Annotated in this window: 14 protein-coding genes and 1 tRNA gene; 6 read left to right on the top strand and 9 right to left on the bottom strand. The window is 58.4% G+C overall.

The window, feature by feature from the left end; translation table 11 throughout:
* Positions 1 to 2,760 (top strand): hypothetical protein (locus tag H6B31_RS09245; protein WP_204898249.1); only part of this gene is annotated, 2,760 nt, incomplete at its 5' end.
* Between the two features lie 58 nt (positions 2,761 to 2,818).
* Here the strand turns inward: H6B31_RS09245 and H6B31_RS09240 are convergent.
* The 4 genes from H6B31_RS09240 to H6B31_RS09225 all read right to left on the bottom strand — a co-directional run bounded on the left by H6B31_RS09240 (position 2,819) and on the right by H6B31_RS09225 (position 6,401).
* Entirely contained in the window at positions 2,819 to 3,361 is a 543-nt protein-coding gene (locus H6B31_RS09240) for a hypothetical protein (RefSeq protein ID WP_204898248.1), read from the bottom strand.
* Between the two features lie 453 nt (positions 3,362 to 3,814).
* Entirely contained in the window at positions 3,815 to 5,680 is a 1,866-nt protein-coding gene (locus tag H6B31_RS09235; protein ID WP_204898247.1) for a heavy metal translocating P-type ATPase, read from the bottom strand.
* Positions 5,681 to 5,736: 56 nt separating this feature from the next.
* Positions 5,737 to 5,958 (bottom strand): cation transporter, encoded by a 222-nt coding sequence (locus tag H6B31_RS09230; protein WP_204898246.1) that lies wholly within the window; start codon positions 5,956 to 5,958, stop codon positions 5,737 to 5,739.
* Positions 5,959 to 6,026: 68 nt separating this feature from the next.
* On the bottom strand, positions 6,027 to 6,401 hold the full coding sequence (locus tag H6B31_RS09225) for an ArsR/SmtB family transcription factor (protein WP_243418956.1): 375 nt from the start codon (positions 6,399 to 6,401) through the stop codon (positions 6,027 to 6,029).
* Between the two features lie 330 nt (positions 6,402 to 6,731).
* On the opposite strand from H6B31_RS09225, the gene H6B31_RS09220 reads away from it, so the two are divergent.
* The 4 genes from H6B31_RS09220 to H6B31_RS09205 all read left to right on the top strand — a co-directional run bounded on the left by H6B31_RS09220 (position 6,732) and on the right by H6B31_RS09205 (position 13,791).
* Positions 6,732 to 7,706: an Ig-like domain-containing protein gene (locus H6B31_RS09220; RefSeq protein WP_204898244.1), complete on the top strand. Its 975-nt coding sequence runs from the start codon at positions 6,732 to 6,734 to the stop codon at positions 7,704 to 7,706.
* 85 nt (positions 7,707 to 7,791) lie between these two features.
* The gene (locus tag H6B31_RS09215) at positions 7,792 to 9,195 is read left to right on the top strand and encodes an MBOAT family O-acyltransferase (protein ID WP_204898243.1); all 1,404 of its coding nucleotides are present in this window, start codon (positions 7,792 to 7,794) and stop codon (positions 9,193 to 9,195) included.
* Positions 9,196 to 9,209: 14 nt separating this feature from the next.
* Entirely contained in the window at positions 9,210 to 10,334 is a 1,125-nt protein-coding gene (locus tag H6B31_RS09210) for a DHHW family protein (RefSeq protein WP_204898242.1), read from the top strand.
* Between the two features lie 319 nt (positions 10,335 to 10,653).
* On the top strand, positions 10,654 to 13,791 hold the full coding sequence (locus H6B31_RS09205) for an S-layer homology domain-containing protein (RefSeq protein ID WP_204898241.1): 3,138 nt from the start codon (positions 10,654 to 10,656) through the stop codon (positions 13,789 to 13,791).
* Between the two features lie 64 nt (positions 13,792 to 13,855).
* On the opposite strand, the gene H6B31_RS09200 is transcribed toward H6B31_RS09205, so the two are convergent.
* The 3 genes from H6B31_RS09200 to H6B31_RS09190 all read right to left on the bottom strand — a co-directional run bounded on the left by H6B31_RS09200 (position 13,856) and on the right by H6B31_RS09190 (position 16,526).
* Positions 13,856 to 14,392, bottom strand: coding sequence for a hypothetical protein (locus H6B31_RS09200; protein WP_204898240.1), 537 nt, complete (start codon positions 14,390 to 14,392; stop codon positions 13,856 to 13,858).
* A 491-nt stretch (positions 14,393 to 14,883) separates the two neighbouring features.
* Positions 14,884 to 14,972 (bottom strand) — tRNA-Ser (locus tag H6B31_RS09195).
* Between the two features lie 105 nt (positions 14,973 to 15,077).
* Complete coding sequence (locus H6B31_RS09190) at positions 15,078 to 16,526, bottom strand: nicotinate phosphoribosyltransferase (protein ID WP_204898239.1); 1,449 nt, start codon at positions 16,524 to 16,526, stop codon at positions 15,078 to 15,080.
* Between the two features lie 183 nt (positions 16,527 to 16,709).
* Between H6B31_RS09190 and rbr the strand changes: the two genes are divergently transcribed.
* A complete protein-coding gene (rbr, locus tag H6B31_RS09185; RefSeq protein ID WP_204898238.1) occupies positions 16,710 to 17,327 on the top strand; it encodes a rubrerythrin in 618 nt (205 codons plus the stop codon).
* A 74-nt stretch (positions 17,328 to 17,401) separates the two neighbouring features.
* Here the strand turns inward: rbr and H6B31_RS09180 are convergent, their stop codons facing one another.
* Both H6B31_RS09180 and fdxA read right to left on the bottom strand, forming a co-directional pair.
* Positions 17,402 to 18,328, bottom strand: a complete 927-nt coding sequence (locus H6B31_RS09180) for an alpha/beta hydrolase (RefSeq protein ID WP_204898237.1) — start codon at positions 18,326 to 18,328, stop codon at positions 17,402 to 17,404.
* Positions 18,329 to 18,410: 82 nt separating this feature from the next.
* A complete protein-coding gene (gene fdxA, locus H6B31_RS09175) occupies positions 18,411 to 18,581 on the bottom strand; it encodes a 4Fe-4S ferredoxin (RefSeq protein ID WP_087289666.1) in 171 nt (56 codons plus the stop codon).
* Positions 18,582 to 18,760: the final 179 nt, after the last annotated feature.

Genomic DNA, 18,760 nt, shown 5'->3' with positions numbered 1-18,760 from the left:
CAGGCGGCCCTGATGCTGATGAAGGCTCTGGGCTACTTCCAGTACGGCAGCGACTTCGGCAGCGACTGGCAGCTGGCTACCGTCACCCAGGGCAACAAGATCGACCTGTTTGAGGATGTGGACTCCGGCGTGCGTGAGGCCATGACCCGCAACGATCTGGCTCAGCTGGTGCTGAACACCCTGGAGGCCGGTACCGTCGAGGCTGAGTCCGACGGCTCCATCTCCGTGGGCGACATCACCATCGTCAACAACGTCAAGTACAACTATGTCACCAGCGGTCGCGATTACGCCAAGGCCATTGATGACAAGATCACTACCAACAACGACGGCGACATGACCAGAGGTTATGTTGTGGAGTTGGGCGAGAAGCTGTACCAGGGCGAGCTGAAGAAGGACGACGATACCACTGACGACCTGGGCCGCCCCGCCACTGTGTGGGAGTACCAGGGCAAGGAGATCGGCACCTTTGCTGAGACCGCCGACCACACCTTCACCGCCAAGGTGACCAGCAAGGCCCTGTACGACGAGGTGGGCAAGACTGCCGCCGAGAAGTACAGCTGGAACGTCTATCTCAACGGCGAGTCCATCGACTACGACGGCCAGGATCTGATCGACAACCGCAACGACAACGCCGACGACTTCGTGAAGGAGGCCGGGGTCCTCACTGACGACGCCACCGGCAACGGCGTCATCACCGAGGTCTATGTGGACACCACCTCCGGTGAGGAGTCCGTCACTGTGGCTATCATCTACTCCTACGCCGCTGAGGTCCTGAAGGTCGACGAGGAGGACGGCACCATCACTCTGGCTGACCTGGACAACGGCCCCGCCCGTACCAGCGACACCTACGATGCCACCGGCTTCGAGGAGGACCAGATCGTCATCTACACCTACTCCGAGGATACCAACGAGATCCAGGACGTGTATGCCGCTGAGCTGCTGGAGGGTGAGGTCACCCGCGTGCGCTCTGAGACCGAGGACGGCGTGGCCGGCAACGGCGACCAGTTCATCGTGGACGGCACCACCTACAAGTACAACATGACCGTCTCCGGCAGCGAGCGTCTGAAGGCCGAGGCTGTGTCCAACGATGTGGTGGCCTACCTGGATGCCAACGGCTACGTGGCCTACATCGACGAGTCCGCCATCACCTATGACTACGCCTATGTGCTGTCTATGGGGAATGACGACGACCGGTATGGAACTGACGGTACTAAGGGCAGCACCTATTATGCCCGCCTGATCCTGACTGACGGAACCATGGTAAAGGTAGAAACCGATGCTACCAGTAAAGAGGCTCCGGGTCTGAAGAACCAGCTCGTCTCCTACTCTGTGGACAAAAATGATGTCTACACTCTGACCCCGCGTGGTGTAGCCGCAGCTACTACTACCGGAAATACCAACGGTGAGGACCTTGTTGAAAATGGCAAGGCTGGTATGACCTTGAACGGCGATCCTCGTTCCGCCAACAGCAATACTGTATTCATCCTGGTAGATCCGGATGAGGATAGCTTTGACGATTACGACGTGAGCGTCTACACCGGCATCAAGAACGTTCCCGATGTGAAGGCTGGGGAAGAGACTAAGACTGCAGTTGCGATGAACAACAACGGCGGCGTTGCCCGAGTGGTCTACATCGAGGGCGGCGACGTATCCGGCACCGATCAGGTGATCTTCGCCATCGCCAACAGCAACGCCAAGATCCAGAAGGACTCCGAGAACGGCGAGTACTATGAGATCGACGCGGTCGTGGACGGCGCCAAGGATACCCTGGAAGTCAAGGCCGGCTCTACCTCCGCTGTGAACGCCCTGGTGAAGAACATCGATAACGATGCGGCTTCCATCAGCAGCACCAAGTCCGTGGTGGCTCTGAAGAGCATGACCGAGAACAGCGACGGCTTCATCAGCAGCGCTAAGGTCTACACCGAGATGGATGCTGACGGCGACGGCGTGCTGAACGCTGGCGACTCCCTGTATGTCACCGGCACCAAGAAGGCCGAGGACGGCACTGTGGGTCTGGGCGGCACCTACTACGCCTACAGCGACGACGTGGTTGTGGCCCGCTGGACCCTGGAGGATGACGCCATCGAGATCAGCCGCATCAACTCCGTGAAGAACGACACCAACGACAAGGTCGTTGCCATCATGGATGGCCGCGTGGTCATTGGCCTGTTCATCATCGAGGTCAAGGGCGGCGAGGAAGAAGTTAAGCTGACCGACGATGTTTCTCTGTCCAGTGTCACTGTGAAGGGCATCGAGGCTTCCCAGTCCGGCGACACCTATACTGTCAACGTTCCTTCTGAGAAGAACATTGACGGTGTGACCCAGCTGGTTGTTAAGGCTACCGACAGCAACGCTAAGATCTCTGATCTGAAGATTGACGGTGGTAAGTACACTGTGGATAATACCGCTTTCGGCAAGACTGGCGAGCGTGTTATCACCTTTACCGTTACCTCTTCTGATGGTACCAAGACTGCCGACTACACTGTAAAGGCCACTATTGGCGCTGCTTGTAAGGTAACCATCAGTGCTACAAATGCTCTTGTAAAGGTTGACGGCAAGGCTATCAGCGGAACTGTGACCTATGATCAGGGCGAAGAGCTCATTTTGACCATTGTCCCCGCCGACGGCATGAAGATTAAGGACGTCAAGTGGGACGAGGGGACTGCTATCCCTGGTTTCAGCGGCGAGTATCGGGTTACCGTGCCTAGCAGTGAGAGCGCGACACTGAATGTTACTGCCGAGGCTATTAGTGAGTCCTGAAGATTGAGTTGATCTTCACCGTTACAAAAAGGAAGGCCCCTCGGGGCCTTCCTTTTCTTTATCCAATCGCAAAATAGCGGTACAGCACGCCCTCCTCATTCATCTGAGCCGAGGAATTTTCTCCATACCAGCTGACGGCGTTCCCGGACCAGTTCACCGTGTTCTCGGTGCCCATCACAAAATCGTGGCAGTTGTAACAGCCGACGGCGGTCACCCCCTGGATCATGGTCAAACTCTTGGTGCACGAGGGATCCGTGTTTGTGCGGACGAGGATCAGCTGGGGCGGACGGCCCAGGGTCTCGGTGAAGTCCAGCGTACAGGGGTAGGAGTAGCCGTCCTCGCCGTTCCCCACATAGGTCCCCACCACCAGCTTCGGGATGGTGACCTGGAGCTGAAGCAAAGCTTCTGTGTCCGCTTTCTGTGCCACCTGGCCGGACAGCGTTTCCAGCGCCGCCTGGTCCGCTTTTGAGGATACCTCGTCCGCCAGATCTGCCAAAGCTGCATCCACCTTGACGTTATCCTCGTTGAAATCGGTGCGAAGGACCTGGTCGGTGGAGAGCCATTGGCTGAGTTCATAGTGTTCCGTGTGATTTGTGGACATAAAAATTCCTCCTCGTTTGAATGTGCCGGACGACGGCAGAGCGGGCGGCCACATGGGGCCGCCCCTACACGGAGAACGCCCGTGCATGAACGGCGCGTCCAGGTGGCCGCGTCCTACGGGTCAACCGTGCCGTGTAGGAACACATATCATGCGCCCGAGCGCCCGGTCCTTTCAAATGAGGAGGAATTTTAGGTTTTGTGGGACGTTTAAATACATATATTGGGAATTTTGGCGGAGTGCGCCTGGTGGAGGGCGGGCGGCCGCAAGGGCCGCCCCTGCGGCGAAGTTTAGGCTGAAAACGGCGGACGCACAATGTGCGCCCCTACACCGTATTTACGAACGGCTCTATATACAAGAAAAGGGACAGGTCTGGGACCCGTCCCTGAAAACACAGAGGCGAAACGCAGTTTCGCAGAAAGTTCTTTTGCCTACTTTTCTTTCAAGAAAAGTAGGTTATTTGGCGTTGAGCATGCGCATGGAGTTCAGGATGGCGATGACGGACACGCCCACGTCGGCAAAGACGGCCCACCACATGTTGGCCACCCCCAGCGCCGACAGGATCAGCACCAGGAACTTCACCGCCAGTGCAAAGACGATGTTCTCCCGCACAATGCGCAGGGTCTTGCGGGCGATGCGCACCGCCACCGGCAGCTTCTTCAAATCGTCGTCCATGAGGACGATGTCCGCCGCCTCGATGGCCGCGTCGGAGCCCATGGCTCCCATGGCCACGCCGATGTCCGCCCGGGAGAGGACAGGGGCGTCGTTGATGCCGTCCCCTACAAAGACCAGCTGTTCCTTGGGCCCCTTGCTCTGGAGGAGGCGCTCCACCTGGTCCACCTTGTCCCCGGGGAGGAGCTCCGCGTGGACCTCGTCCAGGCCCAGCTGCCCGGCCACCGCCTGACCCACCGCCTGGGAGTCGCCGGTGAGCATGACGGTCTTCCGCACCCCAGCCGCCTTCAGGTCCCGGAGGGTTTCTTTCGCCCCCTCCTTCACCTGGTCGGAGATGACGATGTGGCCCATATAGACCCCGTCCACCGCCACATGGATGATGGTGCCCACGTGGTGGCAGGCGTCCTCGAAGGGGATGTGAAACTGGTCCATGAGCTTCTGATTGCCCGCCAGGACGGTCTTTCCGTCCACCACCGCCTGGACGCCGTGGCCGGCGATCTCCTTGGCGTCGGTGACCCGGTTGGGGTCAGGGGCGGACTGGCAGGCCGCCTGGATGGACCGGGAGATGGGGTGGTCACTGAACCGCTCCGCCAGGGCGGCCAGCTCCAGCAGCTCCCCCTCGCCCACCTGCTGGGGGTGTACGGCGGTCACCTCGAAGGTGCCCCTGGTGAGGGTGCCCGTCTTGTCAAAGACCACAATGCCTGCCTGTGCCAGAGCCTCCAGGTAGTTGCCGCCCTTCACCAGGATGCCCTGCTTGCTGGCCCCGCCGATGCCCCCGAAGAAGGACAGGGGAATGGAAATGACCAGGGCACAGGGGCAGGAGACCACCAGGAAGTTCAGGGCCCGCTGTACCCACATGAGCCAGGGCCCCATCCCCAGCAGGGGAGGCAGCGCCGCCAGGGCCAGGGCGGCAAAGACCACCGCAGGGGTGTAGTACCGGGCAAATTTGGTGATAAAATTCTCCGCCTTGGCCTTTTTGCTGCTGGAGTTCTCCACCAGGTCCAGAATTTTCGCCACGGTGGACTCCCCAAAGGGCTTGTTTACCTTCACATGGAGCACCCCGGTGAGGTTGACGCAGCCGCTGACCACCTCGTCCCCCGCCTGCACGTCCCGGGGAAGGGACTCGCCGGTGAGGGCGGCGGTGTCCAGGGAGGAGGTCCCCTCCAGCACCGTGCCGTCCAGGGGGACCCGTTCGCCGGCCTTAACTACGATCACGTCGCCCACCGAGACCTCCTCCGGGTCCACCTGGACCAATTCTCCATTCTGCTCTATGTTGGCGTAGTCCGGCCGGATGTCCATGAGGGCGGAGATAGACTTGCGGCTGCGGTCCACCGCCACGCTCTGGAACAGCTCGCCCACCTGGTAGAACAGCATGACGGCCACCGCCTCGGGGTACTCCCCGCAGCCGAAGGCCCCCACTGTGGCCACCGACATGAGGAAGTTCTCGTCAAACACCTGGCCGTTTTTGATGTTTCGGATGGCCCGCCACAGCACATCCCAGCCGATGATCCCATAGGGGATCAGATACAGCACCGGCCACGCCAGGCCGGGGAGGGCATCCGGGGCCAGATGCTCCGCCAGCTCCAGCGCCAAAAACAAGCCCAGCGCCGTCAAAATGCGCTTCCGGGTCTTTTTTTGCTTCTTTGTCATGGAAGCACTCCTCCTTAGAGCGCAAAAAGACGGGCGAGCCCGTCTTTTGCAAAATCTTATTTCAGCACGATCTCGCAGTCGGGCTCCACCTTTTTGCAGGCCTTTACCGCCTCCTGGACAACGGCGTCAAAGCGGACGTCGTCCGCCTGAATGGTCAGCTTCTGGGTCATAAAGCTGACCGTGGCGTCCTGCACTCCGTCGATTTTCTTGATGGCGGCCTCCATTTTAGCGGCGCAGTTGGCACAGTCCAGATCAATCATCTTAAAGGTCTTTTTCATCACAATCGCTCCTTTTTCAAAGTACTGAATCTTTGTGCGGATGTATGGCGAAGAAACGGCGGCCCTGCTCAGGGGGTCTCCGGACCTTCCAGAATATGCTCCATGCCCTGGCTCAAAATACGAAAGACGTGCTCGTCGGCCAGGGAGTAGTAGAGAGTCTTGCCCTCCCGGCGGAATTTTACCAGTTTGCTGCCTTTGAGCACCCGCAGCTGGTGGGAAACAGCGGACTGGCTCACGTCCATCAGCTTGGCGATGTCGCACACGCACAGCTCCGCCTCCAGCAGAGCGTACAGAATTTTTACCCGGGTGCTGTCCCCGAAGATTTTAAACAGCTCCGCCAGGTCGTAGAGCACCTCGTCCTGGGGCAGCTGGCTGCGGACCTGCTCCACAGCGTCCTCGTGCACTTCAGTCTCCTCACAGCACAGCGCGCGGTCCTGATCCATGGTCTCCCTCCAAACATTTATATATGAATAAGTGTTCATATGTTATGAGATAATACTACTCCCAATGCGCACCGGTGTCAAGGCCAAATCGTAAAAAAGTTTTAAGAATTTTAGGTGGAAGTCTGGGTAGTATTTTCCCGAAAATCCTGGTATAATAATGCAGATTTTGCGGAGAATGCCTTTACATTTTTATGGGTTGCTCCAAAGTGCTCCGCCGGGTGGAATTTTTCACCGAACAGAGGGAACTTTTCCGGTCTTCTGCCGTCCAAGCATGCAGAAACCCATTCAAACGGTGAATTTGACACACGGAACAAAAGGAGTTTTTGAATTATGAAACGTCGTACCTATGCCCTGCTGCTGGCCCTGGCCCTGTCCGCCTCCCTGCTGACCTCCTGCGCCGGGGGAAGCGGGTCAGACAGCAGTTCCTCTCAGTCCAACGGAGGCATCTCCTCCAGCCAGACGGAGGACCAGTCCAAGCCGGACGCCTCTACCCCGGACAGTTTCCTGCCCGACGGCTCCACTTCTCAGCAGCCCGCCCCCGACGGCAGCACCTCCCAGGAGGCCCCCGGCGATGCGGTGACGGATGAGCCCCAGGCCGAGGCCTCTCTCTCCCTGGACACCAACGACTTTACCCTGTTCTCCGCCGGCTCCAGCCACACCCTGAAGGCCACCGTCCAGCCCTCCGGCCAGAAGGTCACCTTCACCTCCGGCAATGAGAAGGTGGCCACCGTGGACCAGAACGGCAAGGTGACCGCCGTGGCCCCCGGCACCGCCAAGATCACAGTCACCGCCGGCGACCTGACCGCCACCTGCATCGTCCGGTGCCGCTGGGAGGAGAGCAAACCCTCTACCGGCGGCTCCAGCTCCAGCAGCGGAAACAGCGGCAGCTCCAGCACCCCGGAGACCCCCGCTCCCGCTCAGGTGGACCTGTCCGCTTTTTATACCACGGAGAGCGGCAAATATGAGTTCGGCATGATTACGCTGGCCGATGCGGAGCTGGCCGCCAACGTCTACCCCGGACTGTTCGACATCGCCTCTGAACAGTGCCTGCCCTACATCAATATGATGACTATGAATACCAGCGAGATCGTCCTGGTGCAGGTCACCAACAGCAGCGATGTGGACAAGGTGAAGTCCATCCTCCAAAGCCGCATCGACGCTCAGGTGGAGGGGGGCGCCTGGTATCCCAGCGCCATTGACGCCTGGCAGAACAACTCCCGTATCGTGTCCAACGGCAACTATATTATGATGGTGGTCCACGAGAGCTGCGACTCCATCGTCAGCGACTTCAATGCCCTGTTTTAAGGAATACTGATCGGGATAAGGCGGCAGGTCTGACGCCGGCCTGCCGCCTTTTTCCGCAAATTTGCATCCACAAGGAGGACGCCCTATGGTCTTTTCCACCCCGGTTTTTCTATTCTATTTTCTGGTCCTGACCCTGCTGGTCTACTATCTGGTTCCCCGGAAGCTGCGCAATGTGGTCATTCTGATCTCCTCGCTGATCTTCTACTACTGGGGAGAGCAGACCTATGTGGTCATTATGTTCCTGTCTACCGCCATTGATTTCACCCACGGCATGCTGGTGGAACATTTTAAGGGGAAAGGACAGATCACCTATGCCAAAATGGCAGTGGCATCCTCCATGTTCTTTAATTTGCTCCTGCTGCTGTTTTTCAAGTACTGGGATTTCCTGGCCTCCTCGCTCCAGGCCATCGGCCTGAACTTCATGCCGGTGCTGGGCATCCACCTGCCCATCGGCATCTCCTTCTACACCTTCCAGACCATGAGCTACACCATCGACGTGTACCGGGGCGATACCCGGGCCCAGCGCAATATCATCAACTTCGGCACCTTTGTCACCCTGTTCCCCCAGCTCATTGCCGGTCCCATTATCAAGTACAAAGACCTGGGCGACCAGATCGACCAGCGGGATACCTCCATTGATAAGTTCGGCTCCGGCGTGCAGATGTTTATGATCGGTCTGGGGAAAAAGATTCTGATTGCCAACAATGTGGGCATGCTGTGGGACAGCTATAAGGCCATGGCCGCCAGCGATCTGACGGTGGCCGGGGCCTGGCTGGGCGTGGTGGCCTTCACCTTCCAGATCTACTTCGACTTCTCCGGCTACTCCGACATGGCGGTGGGCCTGGGGCGCATGCTGGGCTTTGAGTTCCTGCCCAACTTCGACCACCCCTATATCTCCCGAAGCATCACCGAGTTCTGGCGGCGGTGGCATATCTCCCTGTCCACCTGGTTCAAGGAGTACCTGTATATCCCCCTGGGGGGCAACCGGTGCTCCAAGGGCCGCTGGGTCTTCAATCTGTTCGTGGTATGGGCGGCCACCGGCATCTGGCACGGAGCCAGCTGGAACTATGTAATCTGGGGTCTGTACTTCTTCGTCCTCCTGCTGGTGGAAAAGCTGTGGCTGGGACGGCTGCTGTCTCAGCTCCCGAAGGTGGTCCAACATGTGTACACGCTGTTCTTTGTGCTGGTAAGCTGGGCCATCTTTGCCCTGGAGGACTTCGGGCAGCTGGGCGCCTACCTGAAGGTCATGTTCGGCATGGGCGGAGCTCCTCTGCTGGACAGTGCGTTCGGCTACTATCTCGCCAGCTATCTCCCCATCTTGTGCGTTGCCGCTGTGGCATCCACCAACGCGGGCGCTTCCCTGTACCACAAACTGCCCCGGGCGGCAGCTCAGGCAGCCTGCGCGGTTCTGGTGGTGATCGGCTTGGTTGTATGCAGCGGCTATATGGTGGATGGGACCTATAATCCCTTCCTGTATTTCCGATTCTGAGAGGAGGATCGTCTATGAAACAGCGAACTTTCAACATTCTTCTCACGGTCCTCTTCTGCCTGTTTATCGGCGGAATGTTCCTGGGAAGCCTGATCCTACCGGACCGTGATTTTTCTCAGCTGGAGAACCGCAAATTAGCACAGACGCCTGCGCTCTCTCTGGAGAATATCACTACCGGGAAATTTATGGAGGACGCCGAGGATTATGTGAACGACCAGATCCTGGGCCGGGACTTCTGGGTGGCCCTGAAGGCCTGGAGCGAGCGGGTCTCCGGCAAACGGGAGAACAACGGGGTCTACTTTGCCAAGGAGGACACCCTCATCAGCCGGGTGGATACCCCGGAACAGAGCACTCTGGACACAAATGCGGGATATGTCAATGCCTTAGTGGACAATGTGGATGTGCCGGTGTATTTCGGCATCATCCCCTCCGCCGCAGAGATCTGGTCCGACCGGCTCCCGGAGGGGGCCCCCACCGCTGACGAGAAAGCCATCATTGACCGCCTGTACAACGAGGTACAGACCCATACCATAGATCTGTACTCCTCCCTGGCTCAGCACAAGGATGAGGGCCTCTACTACCGCACCGACCACCACTGGACCAGCCTGGGAGCCTACTACGGCTACACCGCCCTGATGGACGCTATGGGATTGGAGGCCGTTCCTCTGGACGAGAGCCAGAAGGTCACAGTATCTGACGAGTTTTACGGCACCTTGTTTTCCTCCTCTGGCGTACGGTGGCTGCCCCCCGACCACATCGACCGGTATATCTCTGACGAGGGCGTGACCGTCACTGCCTACCCCAACGGCGCTCCGGAACCGGGCAGCCTCTATGTGGACAGCTATCTGCAGGTCAAGGACAAGTACTCCTCCTTCCTGGGGGGCAACAAACCCCTGTGCGTCATCGAGACGGAGCATACCGACGCCCCCAAAGTCCTGGTCATCCGGGACTCCTATGCGGACAGTCTGGCCCCCTTCCTGACCCAGAATTTTTCAGAGATTCACCTGTTTGACCCCAGATATAATCTGACCAGCGTGAAAGATTATGTAACTCAAAATGAGATCGACTCTGTTGTCGTGCTCTACAGCATCTCCAACTTCACTGCCCGGGACAATCAAATGTTTGTTCTGGGACGGTAAGCACAGCAAATCACCGCCGGTCTACCAAATGTCTACCAGGTCTACCGCCGGAAAGCCTTGCGCGCCAAGGCTTTCCGGCGGTTTCTTTTTGCTGTTTTTGGGAGCCGGTCTACCAAAGGTCTACCAAGGTGATTTTTTGAGGGAGAAACCCGCAAGTTTCTTCCTCTTTTTTGCGTTTTAAGCACGTTTTAGAGCATGCAAGGGGCGTTATGCTGTCATAGTTGGCTGAAAACCCCTTTTTCTTCTAGTTTAAGGGAGTTTCTTCCTTGTTTTGGCAGAGAACTTTCCTCCGAACCTGAATTTAAAAGGAGGAATTCCAATGAGAAACCTGAAGCGTGCTCTCAGCCTGGGTCTCACCGCGGCCATGATTTCCGGCCTGATGGTGATGGGCTCCAGCGCCGCGAGCAGCAGCTACACGGATGTGGCCGACACCGACAATGTGGAAGCCATTGAAGTGCTCAAGACGGTTGGCATTATGGTCGGCGATGAAAATGGCGATTTTAATCCCGACGCAAACGTCACCCGTAACGAGATGGCCGTTGTCATGTCCAACCTGATGGCTTACAACGTGGCCACCTACAAGAACACTAGCCCCTTCACCGACGTGCCCGCCTGGGCTGAGCCCTACGTGGCCGCCTGCTGGACCAACGGCATCACCGCCGGCTACGACGCCGACACCTACGGCGGCGCTGATACTGTGACCACCGCTCAGGCCGCTCTGATGGTCATGAAGGCTCTGGGCTACTTCCAGTACAGCAGCGATTTCGGCAACGATTGGCAGCTGTCCACTGTGGCACAGGGCAACAAGATCGACCTGTTCGAGGACGTGAACTCCGGCGTACAGGAGGCCATGACCCGCAACGATGTGGCTCAGCTGGTGCTGAATGCCCTGGAGGCCGGCACTGTTGAGGCTGAGAAGTCCGGCCAGGACATCACCGTGGGTGATATTACCATCACCAGCGGCGTGACCTACAAGTACATCACCAGCGGCCGTGACTACGCTTACGCCATCAACGACAAGCTGGACACCAACAACGACGGCTCCTACTCCTCCGGCGCTATCGTGGAGCTGGGCGAGAAGCTGTATCAGGGCGACCTGACCAAGGAAGACGGCTATGATGACTTCGGCCGTCCCGCCGCCATCTGGGACTACCAGTCCAAGGAGATCGGCACCTTCGCGGAGACCGCCGATTACACCTTCACCTCCAAGGTGACCAGCAAGGACCTGTACAACGAGGTGGGCAAGACTGCCACCGACAACTACACCTGGAGCGTTACCCTCAACGGCGACAACGTGAAGTATGACGGCGACGACCTGAACGACAACCGCAGCGACGACGACAAGGACTTCATTGAGAAGGCCGGCGTGGCTCTGGACGACATCTATGACGGCAAGGCCACCGGAAACGGTGTGGTGACTCAGGTCTATGTGGACGGCAGCGACAAGACCGTCGATGTGGCCATCATCTACTACTATGCCGCCGAGGTCCTGGAGTACGACGAGGAGGACGGCACCATCACCCTGTCCGACCTGGATGAGGGCCCTGCCAAGAACACCGACGAGTTCGACGCCACCAACTTTGCCGAGGACGACATCGTCATCTACTCCTACGCCAACGGCGACATTCAGGAGGTCTATGCCGCTGACGAGCTGACCGGCGAGGTCACCCGCGTCCGCGCCAACACCAGCGACAGCGACGGCGACAACTTTGTTGTGGATGGTACCACCTATAACTACAACAAGACTGCTGTGGCCGACCGTCTGACCACCGACAATGTGAACAACGATGTGGTGGCCTATCTGGACGCCAACGGCTATGTGGCCTACATTGACGAGTCCGCTGTGACTTACGATTACGCCTATGTCCTGTCCATGGGCACCGACAATGACCAGTACGGCAAGGGCGATGACGGCAAGGGTACCACTGTCTATGCCCGTCTGGTGCTGACCGACGGCACCATCGTAAAGGCTGAGACTGATGTCAAGGCTAGCGATTATAAGGAAGATAAGCTGCCCGTTGGTTGTAATAACAAGCTTGAAGCCGCTATCAGTCTCTATGAGAACCACATCGTTTCTTACACTGTGGACAAGAACGACGTGTACTCCCTGAAGGACCGCAGCGAAGATGATATCACCGTTGATACCGGTCTGAAGATCGAGAACGGCGTGGCCAGCATGGACATCAACTTCAACGGCAGAGCCCGCTACACCGCCAACGCCAACACCATCTTCATCGTGGCCGACACCGACGACGACAGCTTCGACGACTACGACTTCACCGTATACACCGGCGTGAAGAACGTGCCTGACATTGAGGCCCGGCCCGCTAATGCGGAGGCAAAGTTTGACGGCACCCAGGTCGTGGTGGCCGCCGAGGATGACAGCAATGTGGCCAAGGTGGTCTACATTGAGGACGCCGACGTGTCCGGCACCGGCGAGGTCATCTTCGTGGAAGCCAACGGCTCCGCCAAGCAGTCCAAGGACTCCGACATCGGCAACTGGTATGAGATCGACGCTGTTGTGGACGGCGAGGTCACCACGCTCCAGGTGAAGGAGAACTCCACCGCTGCGGAGACCCTGGTGAAGGATCTTAAGTCCGGCGAGACCGAGATCCTGGCGCTGAAGAGCATCACCGAGAACTCCGACGGCCTGGTCACCAGCATCAAGCTGTACGGCACCTATGACGACGGCGACGGCTACATCACCGGCGTCGGCACCGAGAAGGCCGAGAAGTCCACCGTTATGCTGAAGAGCATCGTTCAGCTCAGCAACGACAATGAGCGCTTCGCCTGGACTGACGACGTGTCCGTGGTCCGCTACGACTACAAGGGCGACTTCTCCGTCTCCCGCATCTCCTCCATCAAGGACGACCCCAACGATAAGTATGTGGCCGTTCTGGACGGCGACGTGATCACCGGCATCTGCATCCTGGAGAATGACGAGGACACCGGCAGCGACGCCGAGCTGAGCGATAAGGTCGAGGTCCAGGATGTGGATCTAACTAACGGTATTATCACTTACTATGTAGAGTCCGGCGCGTACACGCTGACGAACGATGATATTCTGGCTATTCTGAAGGATGAAGGCTGCACCGATATTTCTGTAAATAAGGGCGTGTGGACCTATACCACTAAGTCTGGCCTGCCTACTACCAACGAAATTACACAGCGCCAGGTTTATGAAATCACCGCAAAGGCCAATTCTGGTGAGACTCTGAAAGTCAATGATACTACTGTGTACAACGGTCAGGAAGTAACCTTCACTCTGGCAAATGAGAGTGGGAATGAGATTACTAATGACTATGGCACCAACAGCACTTGTTCCGTCGGTGAGGTCACAAAGATTGTAAAGTCTGATGACGAGAAGTCTCTGACCATCACCGTGAAAATCAACGGCCTGACCAAGGACAGCGAGGCCAGCATCACTCTTGCGACTGGTAACAAGAGCGAAGGCTGAGAATTCCTTCTCCCTTTAATGGGACAAAAGAGTTCCCCCGGTTCGCCGGGGGAACTCTTTTGCTTCATCCAATGGCAAAATACCGGTACTGCGTCTGGTAATCGTTCATCTGCCCCTCAGAACTTTTGGCGTACCAGGTGACCTGATTACCCGACCACTGGACCGTATTGCTGGAACCGGACAGATAGCTGTTGGTAAAGTGGTTGTTACTCTCTACCATGCCCCGGACCAGGATCAATCCCGTGTAGCCGCCATTCTCCTGACGGATCACCACCAGCATGGGCGGACGGCCTAGACTGCCGGTAAAATCCAGCGTGCAGGGGTGCTCCTCTCCCTCGCCGCCGTCCCCGATGTAGCTTCCGGCCACTAGTTTGGGAATAGTCACTTCCACCTGTTCCAGGGCGGATACGTCCGCCTTCTGTGTCATCTGTCCGGCCAGGGTATCCAGCGACGTCTGGTCCGCTTTTGACGATACCTCCCCTGCGAGATTTGTCAGCGCCGCATCCAGCTTGGCGTTGTCAGCGTTGAAATCCGTGTGCAAAACCTGGTCTGTGGGCTCCCACTGGTTCAGCTGATAATTGGCCGTGTAATTGGTCGCCATAATAAAAATTCCTCCTTGCTTGAGTTGGTGCAACGGGCCCCCTTTCACAAGGGGGCTGTCGCCTCCGTCAGGCGGTGACTGGGGGATTCTGTCTTTCGGAACCAGAGGGGGAAAGAGAATCCCTCCACCGCCTGCGGCGGTCCCCCTCCCTTTTACAAGGGAGGCGTTAGAGCCGTTCAAATAGGGAGGAATTTGGCCCTTTGTGGGACATTTGGATACATATATTGGGAATTGAGGATTCATGCGCTCTTTTTCCCTTTAGGTATGAAAAAACGAAGGACATCCAAAGAGAGATCCTTCGTTGCTGAAAAGAACGGTAAAAATCGATATTGTCTCAATGACGAAAAATGCCGCCCGCAGGGCGGCCCACCAACTGCGAGCCCAGCGCAGCGGGTCGCAGTTGGAAGCGAGGAGCAGCAGAATGAGCGCGCGATGAGTTTTGCAATGAAATGAAAAAACTCGTCGCAAGCGATATGCCGCTTGCGACGAGCTGGCGCAGCGGGAGGGATTCGAACCCTCGTGCGATTGCTCGCAAACTGATTTCGAGTCAGCCCCGTTATGACCACTTCGATACCGCTGCAGATATGAACGTGCGCATGTGCGATATGCGCTTGATAAGAATACCAGATTTCCGTCCAAAAATCAAGCGGCAGCCGGACATTTCCTCCGGCCGCCGCTATTTTTCTCACTTCATCTCGTGACTGATCAGCAGGGACTGTTTGATGTCCCACAGCTTCTGGGACAGGTCCACGTAGTAGTTGTGGGGGTTCTCGAACCGCTTCACCTCGTCCCACAGGGAGTCCACCTGCCGCTGACAGTAGGCCCGGCTGGCCTGGAGGTCGGGGACCTGATAGACCAGCTTGCCCTGTTGGAAGATGGGCACCATCAATTCCTTGGCTTCGATATTGGTATATACCTTCCGCTTCCAGGTGGCGTCCGGATCAAAGAGCTCCAGGGGCTGCTCAAAGTCGATCTCCTCGTCGTGGAGGCAGATCAAATCGGCCTCCGCCTTGCCCGTGGCCTTGGAGAAGATGCGGTAGATCTTCTTGAAGTGGGGGGTGGTGATCTTGGCGGCGTTCTCGCTGATTTTGATTTTGGGGATGATGTTCCCCTGGTCGTCCTCGATGGCCACCAGCTTGTACACCCCGCCGAACACCGGCTCGCTGCGGGAGGTAATCAGCCGCTCGCCCACGCCGAAGGAGTCAATGCGGGCCCCCTGGCGCACCAGGTCCCGGATGATATACTCGTCCAGGGCGTTGGAAGCGATGATCTTACAGCCGGTCAGCCCCGCCTCGTCCAGCATCTCCCGGGCCTTTCGGGACAGGTAGGCCAGGTCGCCGGAGTCCAGACGGATGCCGCACTTGGTGATGCCCTTGGGCTCCAGCACCTCCTTGAACACCCGGATGGCGTTAGGAACGCCGGACTTTAGGACGTTGTAGGTGTCTACCAGCAGGGTGGCGTTGTTGGGGTAGAGCTCGCAGTAGGTTTTGAAGGCGGTGTACTCGTCGGGGAACATCTGGACCCAGGAGTGGGCCATGGTGCCGGTTGCGGGGGAGCCGTAGTGCTGGTCGGCCATGGTGCAGGCGGTGGCGGAGCAGCCGGCGATATAGCTGGCCCGGGCGCCCAGAAGGGCGCCGTCTGGGCCGTGGGCCCGACGGGAGCCGAATTCCGCCACCGGGCGGCCCTCGGCGGCCCGGACGATGCGGTTGGACTTGGTGGCGATCAGGCACTGGTGGTTCAGGCACAGGAGCACGAAGGTCTCAATAAACTGGGCCTGGATGGCGGGGGCCCGGACGGTGAGGATGGGTTCCCCCGGGAAGATAGGAGTCCCCTCCGGCACTGCCCAGATGTCGCCGGTGAAGGAAAAGTTCCGCAGATAGTCCAAAAACTCCTCCGCAAAGCAGTCCTTGGACCGCAGATAAGCGATATCCTCCTCGTCAAAGTGCAGGTTCTCAATATACTCCACCACCTGGGCCAGGCCCGCCGCAATGGCAAAGCCGCCCTGGTCAGGGACCGAGCGGTAGAACACATCAAAATAGCAGATGCGATCGGTCAAACCGGTCTGGAAATATCCGTTGCCCATGGTCAGCTCATAAAAGTCACAGAGCATGGTCATATTTGTTTTTGCCTTCATTCCGGGGCTGCCTCCTCATTTGAAGGGTGACATGACACCCTAGGTTGGCTTTATTATACTCGTTTCCCATGGAAAAGGCAAGGAAAAGCGGCTGCTTTTGTAAATTCCCCGTTAAGAAGGATACCCGGAACAAATTGGGGCATACTGGAAGCGAACCCAAACAATCTGAGGAGGTACTGTTCCATGCCAGAGAAAACCGAAGCCTTTGCCCACAGTCAGACCCGGGAAAACCTGATGCGGGCCTTTGCGGGGGAGAGCCAGGCCCGCAACCGCTACACCATCGCCGCCGGCATCGCCCACAAGAGCGGTCTGGAAGTCATTCAGGGGCTGTTCCTGTTCACCGCCGACCAGGAGAAGGCCCACGCCAAACAGTTCTACCGGCAGCTCCACGACCTGGGCGGGCAGACCGTCCGGGTGGACGGCACCTATCCGGTGGACCTGTACGCCGACCTGCTGGACTATTTGCGGGCGGCCCAGCACAACGAATACGGGGAGTGGGAGCACGACTACGCCAGCTTCGCCCGCACCGCCATGGAGGAGGGATTTCCTCTGGTGGGCAAGCTCTTTGAGAACATCGCCGGCGTGGAGAAAATCCACGGGGACCGGTTCGGCCGGTATGCGGACATGCTGGAACAGGGCCAGCTGTTCGCCAGCGACACAAAGGTGGAGTGGATGTGCCTCAACTGCGGCTATGTGGTGGAGGCTACCGCCGCTCCGGCCCACTGCCCGGTGTGCCGACACCCCCAGGGCTACTTCGTCCGGGTGGAGCTGGCGCCCTACCACAGCGGGCCGGTGAAATAGACAGAACAACGGGCTGTATGTGTGAAAAAGCACATACAGCCCGTATCTTCATTTTGGTTTAAAACGATAAGTTATCATTTTCCCGCTGCCCGGTCGAAAAAGTCCAGCATCCGCCGGTTGGTCTCCCGGCTCTCCGGCCAGTCCCACCAGCCCACCTCAAACACGTGGGTGAGCTGCTCCCCCTGCTCCCGCTTCCAGAGGATCACCTCGTGCTCCCAGGGGGAGCGGGCCAGGTAGTCTATCAGCCGCCGGCTCTGCCGGTAGTAGCGGTCGGGCTCGCTGGCAATGACCAGAATGGGGGGCAGGTCCAGGCCGGGCGCGGTGTCCTCAAAGCTGGCGTGGCCGTAGAGGGGGGACAGCTTCCACCGGGGACCGAACAGCAGCTTCTGATACTCCCGGCTGACCGCCTGGTCAAAGGGCGGGCGGAGGAAGGCGAAGCGGTACACGTCGCACACCCCGTGGGCGATGGCCAGGGCGGTAAACTCGTGCTTCAGGGGCAGGACCCCATAGAGGGCCTGGAGGGCAGGGCTCTTTTGAATGCAGGCTGTGAGGCCGGCCAGATGCCCTCCGGCGGAATCTCCCGTGAGCAGAATCCGGGACAGGTCGAAGCCGTGCTCCCCCCCGTGCTCCTCCAGCCAGCGGAGGCTGGCAAACACGTCCTGCACCTGCCCCCGGAGGTCCACCTGGGGCAGCAGGCGGTAGCTCATCCCCATCACGGCGTACCCCTGGGCGGCCAGGGCCATGCAGTAGTTTCGGTTCAGCTCCCGGTCCCCGTACATCCAGCCGCCCCCGTGGATGTCCACCACCGTGGGCAGAGGGCCCCGGGCCCCCTCCGGGCGGTACAGGTTCAGGGTGTGCATGGGGTCCCCGTCCGGCAGATAGGCCAGGCCGGTCTCCACCGCCACCCCCTCCGGGCGGGGCTGGCGGGCCAGGCGGAGGGCGTCCTTCCGGCCGTTCTCCCGCCACTTCTTCTCAATCAGCATCCGGGTCAAATATCCCATTCAAAACTCCTTCTTTCGGCCCTCCCCAAGAGGAAAAAACAGCCCCGGCTTTCGGCCGGAGCTGTTTTTCTTCCTGTGGAACTTAGCCCTCAGAGATAGCGCCCATGGGGCAGGTACCAGCGCAGGAACCGCAGTCCAGGCAGGCACCGGCGTCGATCACGTAATGAGCGTCGCCCTGAGAAATGGCGCCCACGGGGCAGGCATCCGCGCAGGAACCACAGCTGATGCAAGCATCGCTAATGACATAAGCCATTGGAATACACCTCCCTTAAATGTACACCTTATTCTATCACATCTTTTTAAAATTGCAATGCTAATTTTTGCAAAAAGCGGGCATAGTTAAAAAAGAATTCCCGGTCAGGCGTCCAACACTCCGCCGGTCAGGCGATGGGATGGTCTCTTTGGCACCATGGCCGAATCCATGCAGACTGC

This window comes from Pseudoflavonifractor capillosus, from assembly GCF_016899775.1.
Lineage (GTDB): Bacteria > Bacillota > Clostridia > Oscillospirales > Oscillospiraceae > Lawsonibacter.
The sequence above is the reverse complement of the archived record's forward strand: the minus strand, read 5'-3'. Positions and strand labels throughout refer to the sequence as shown.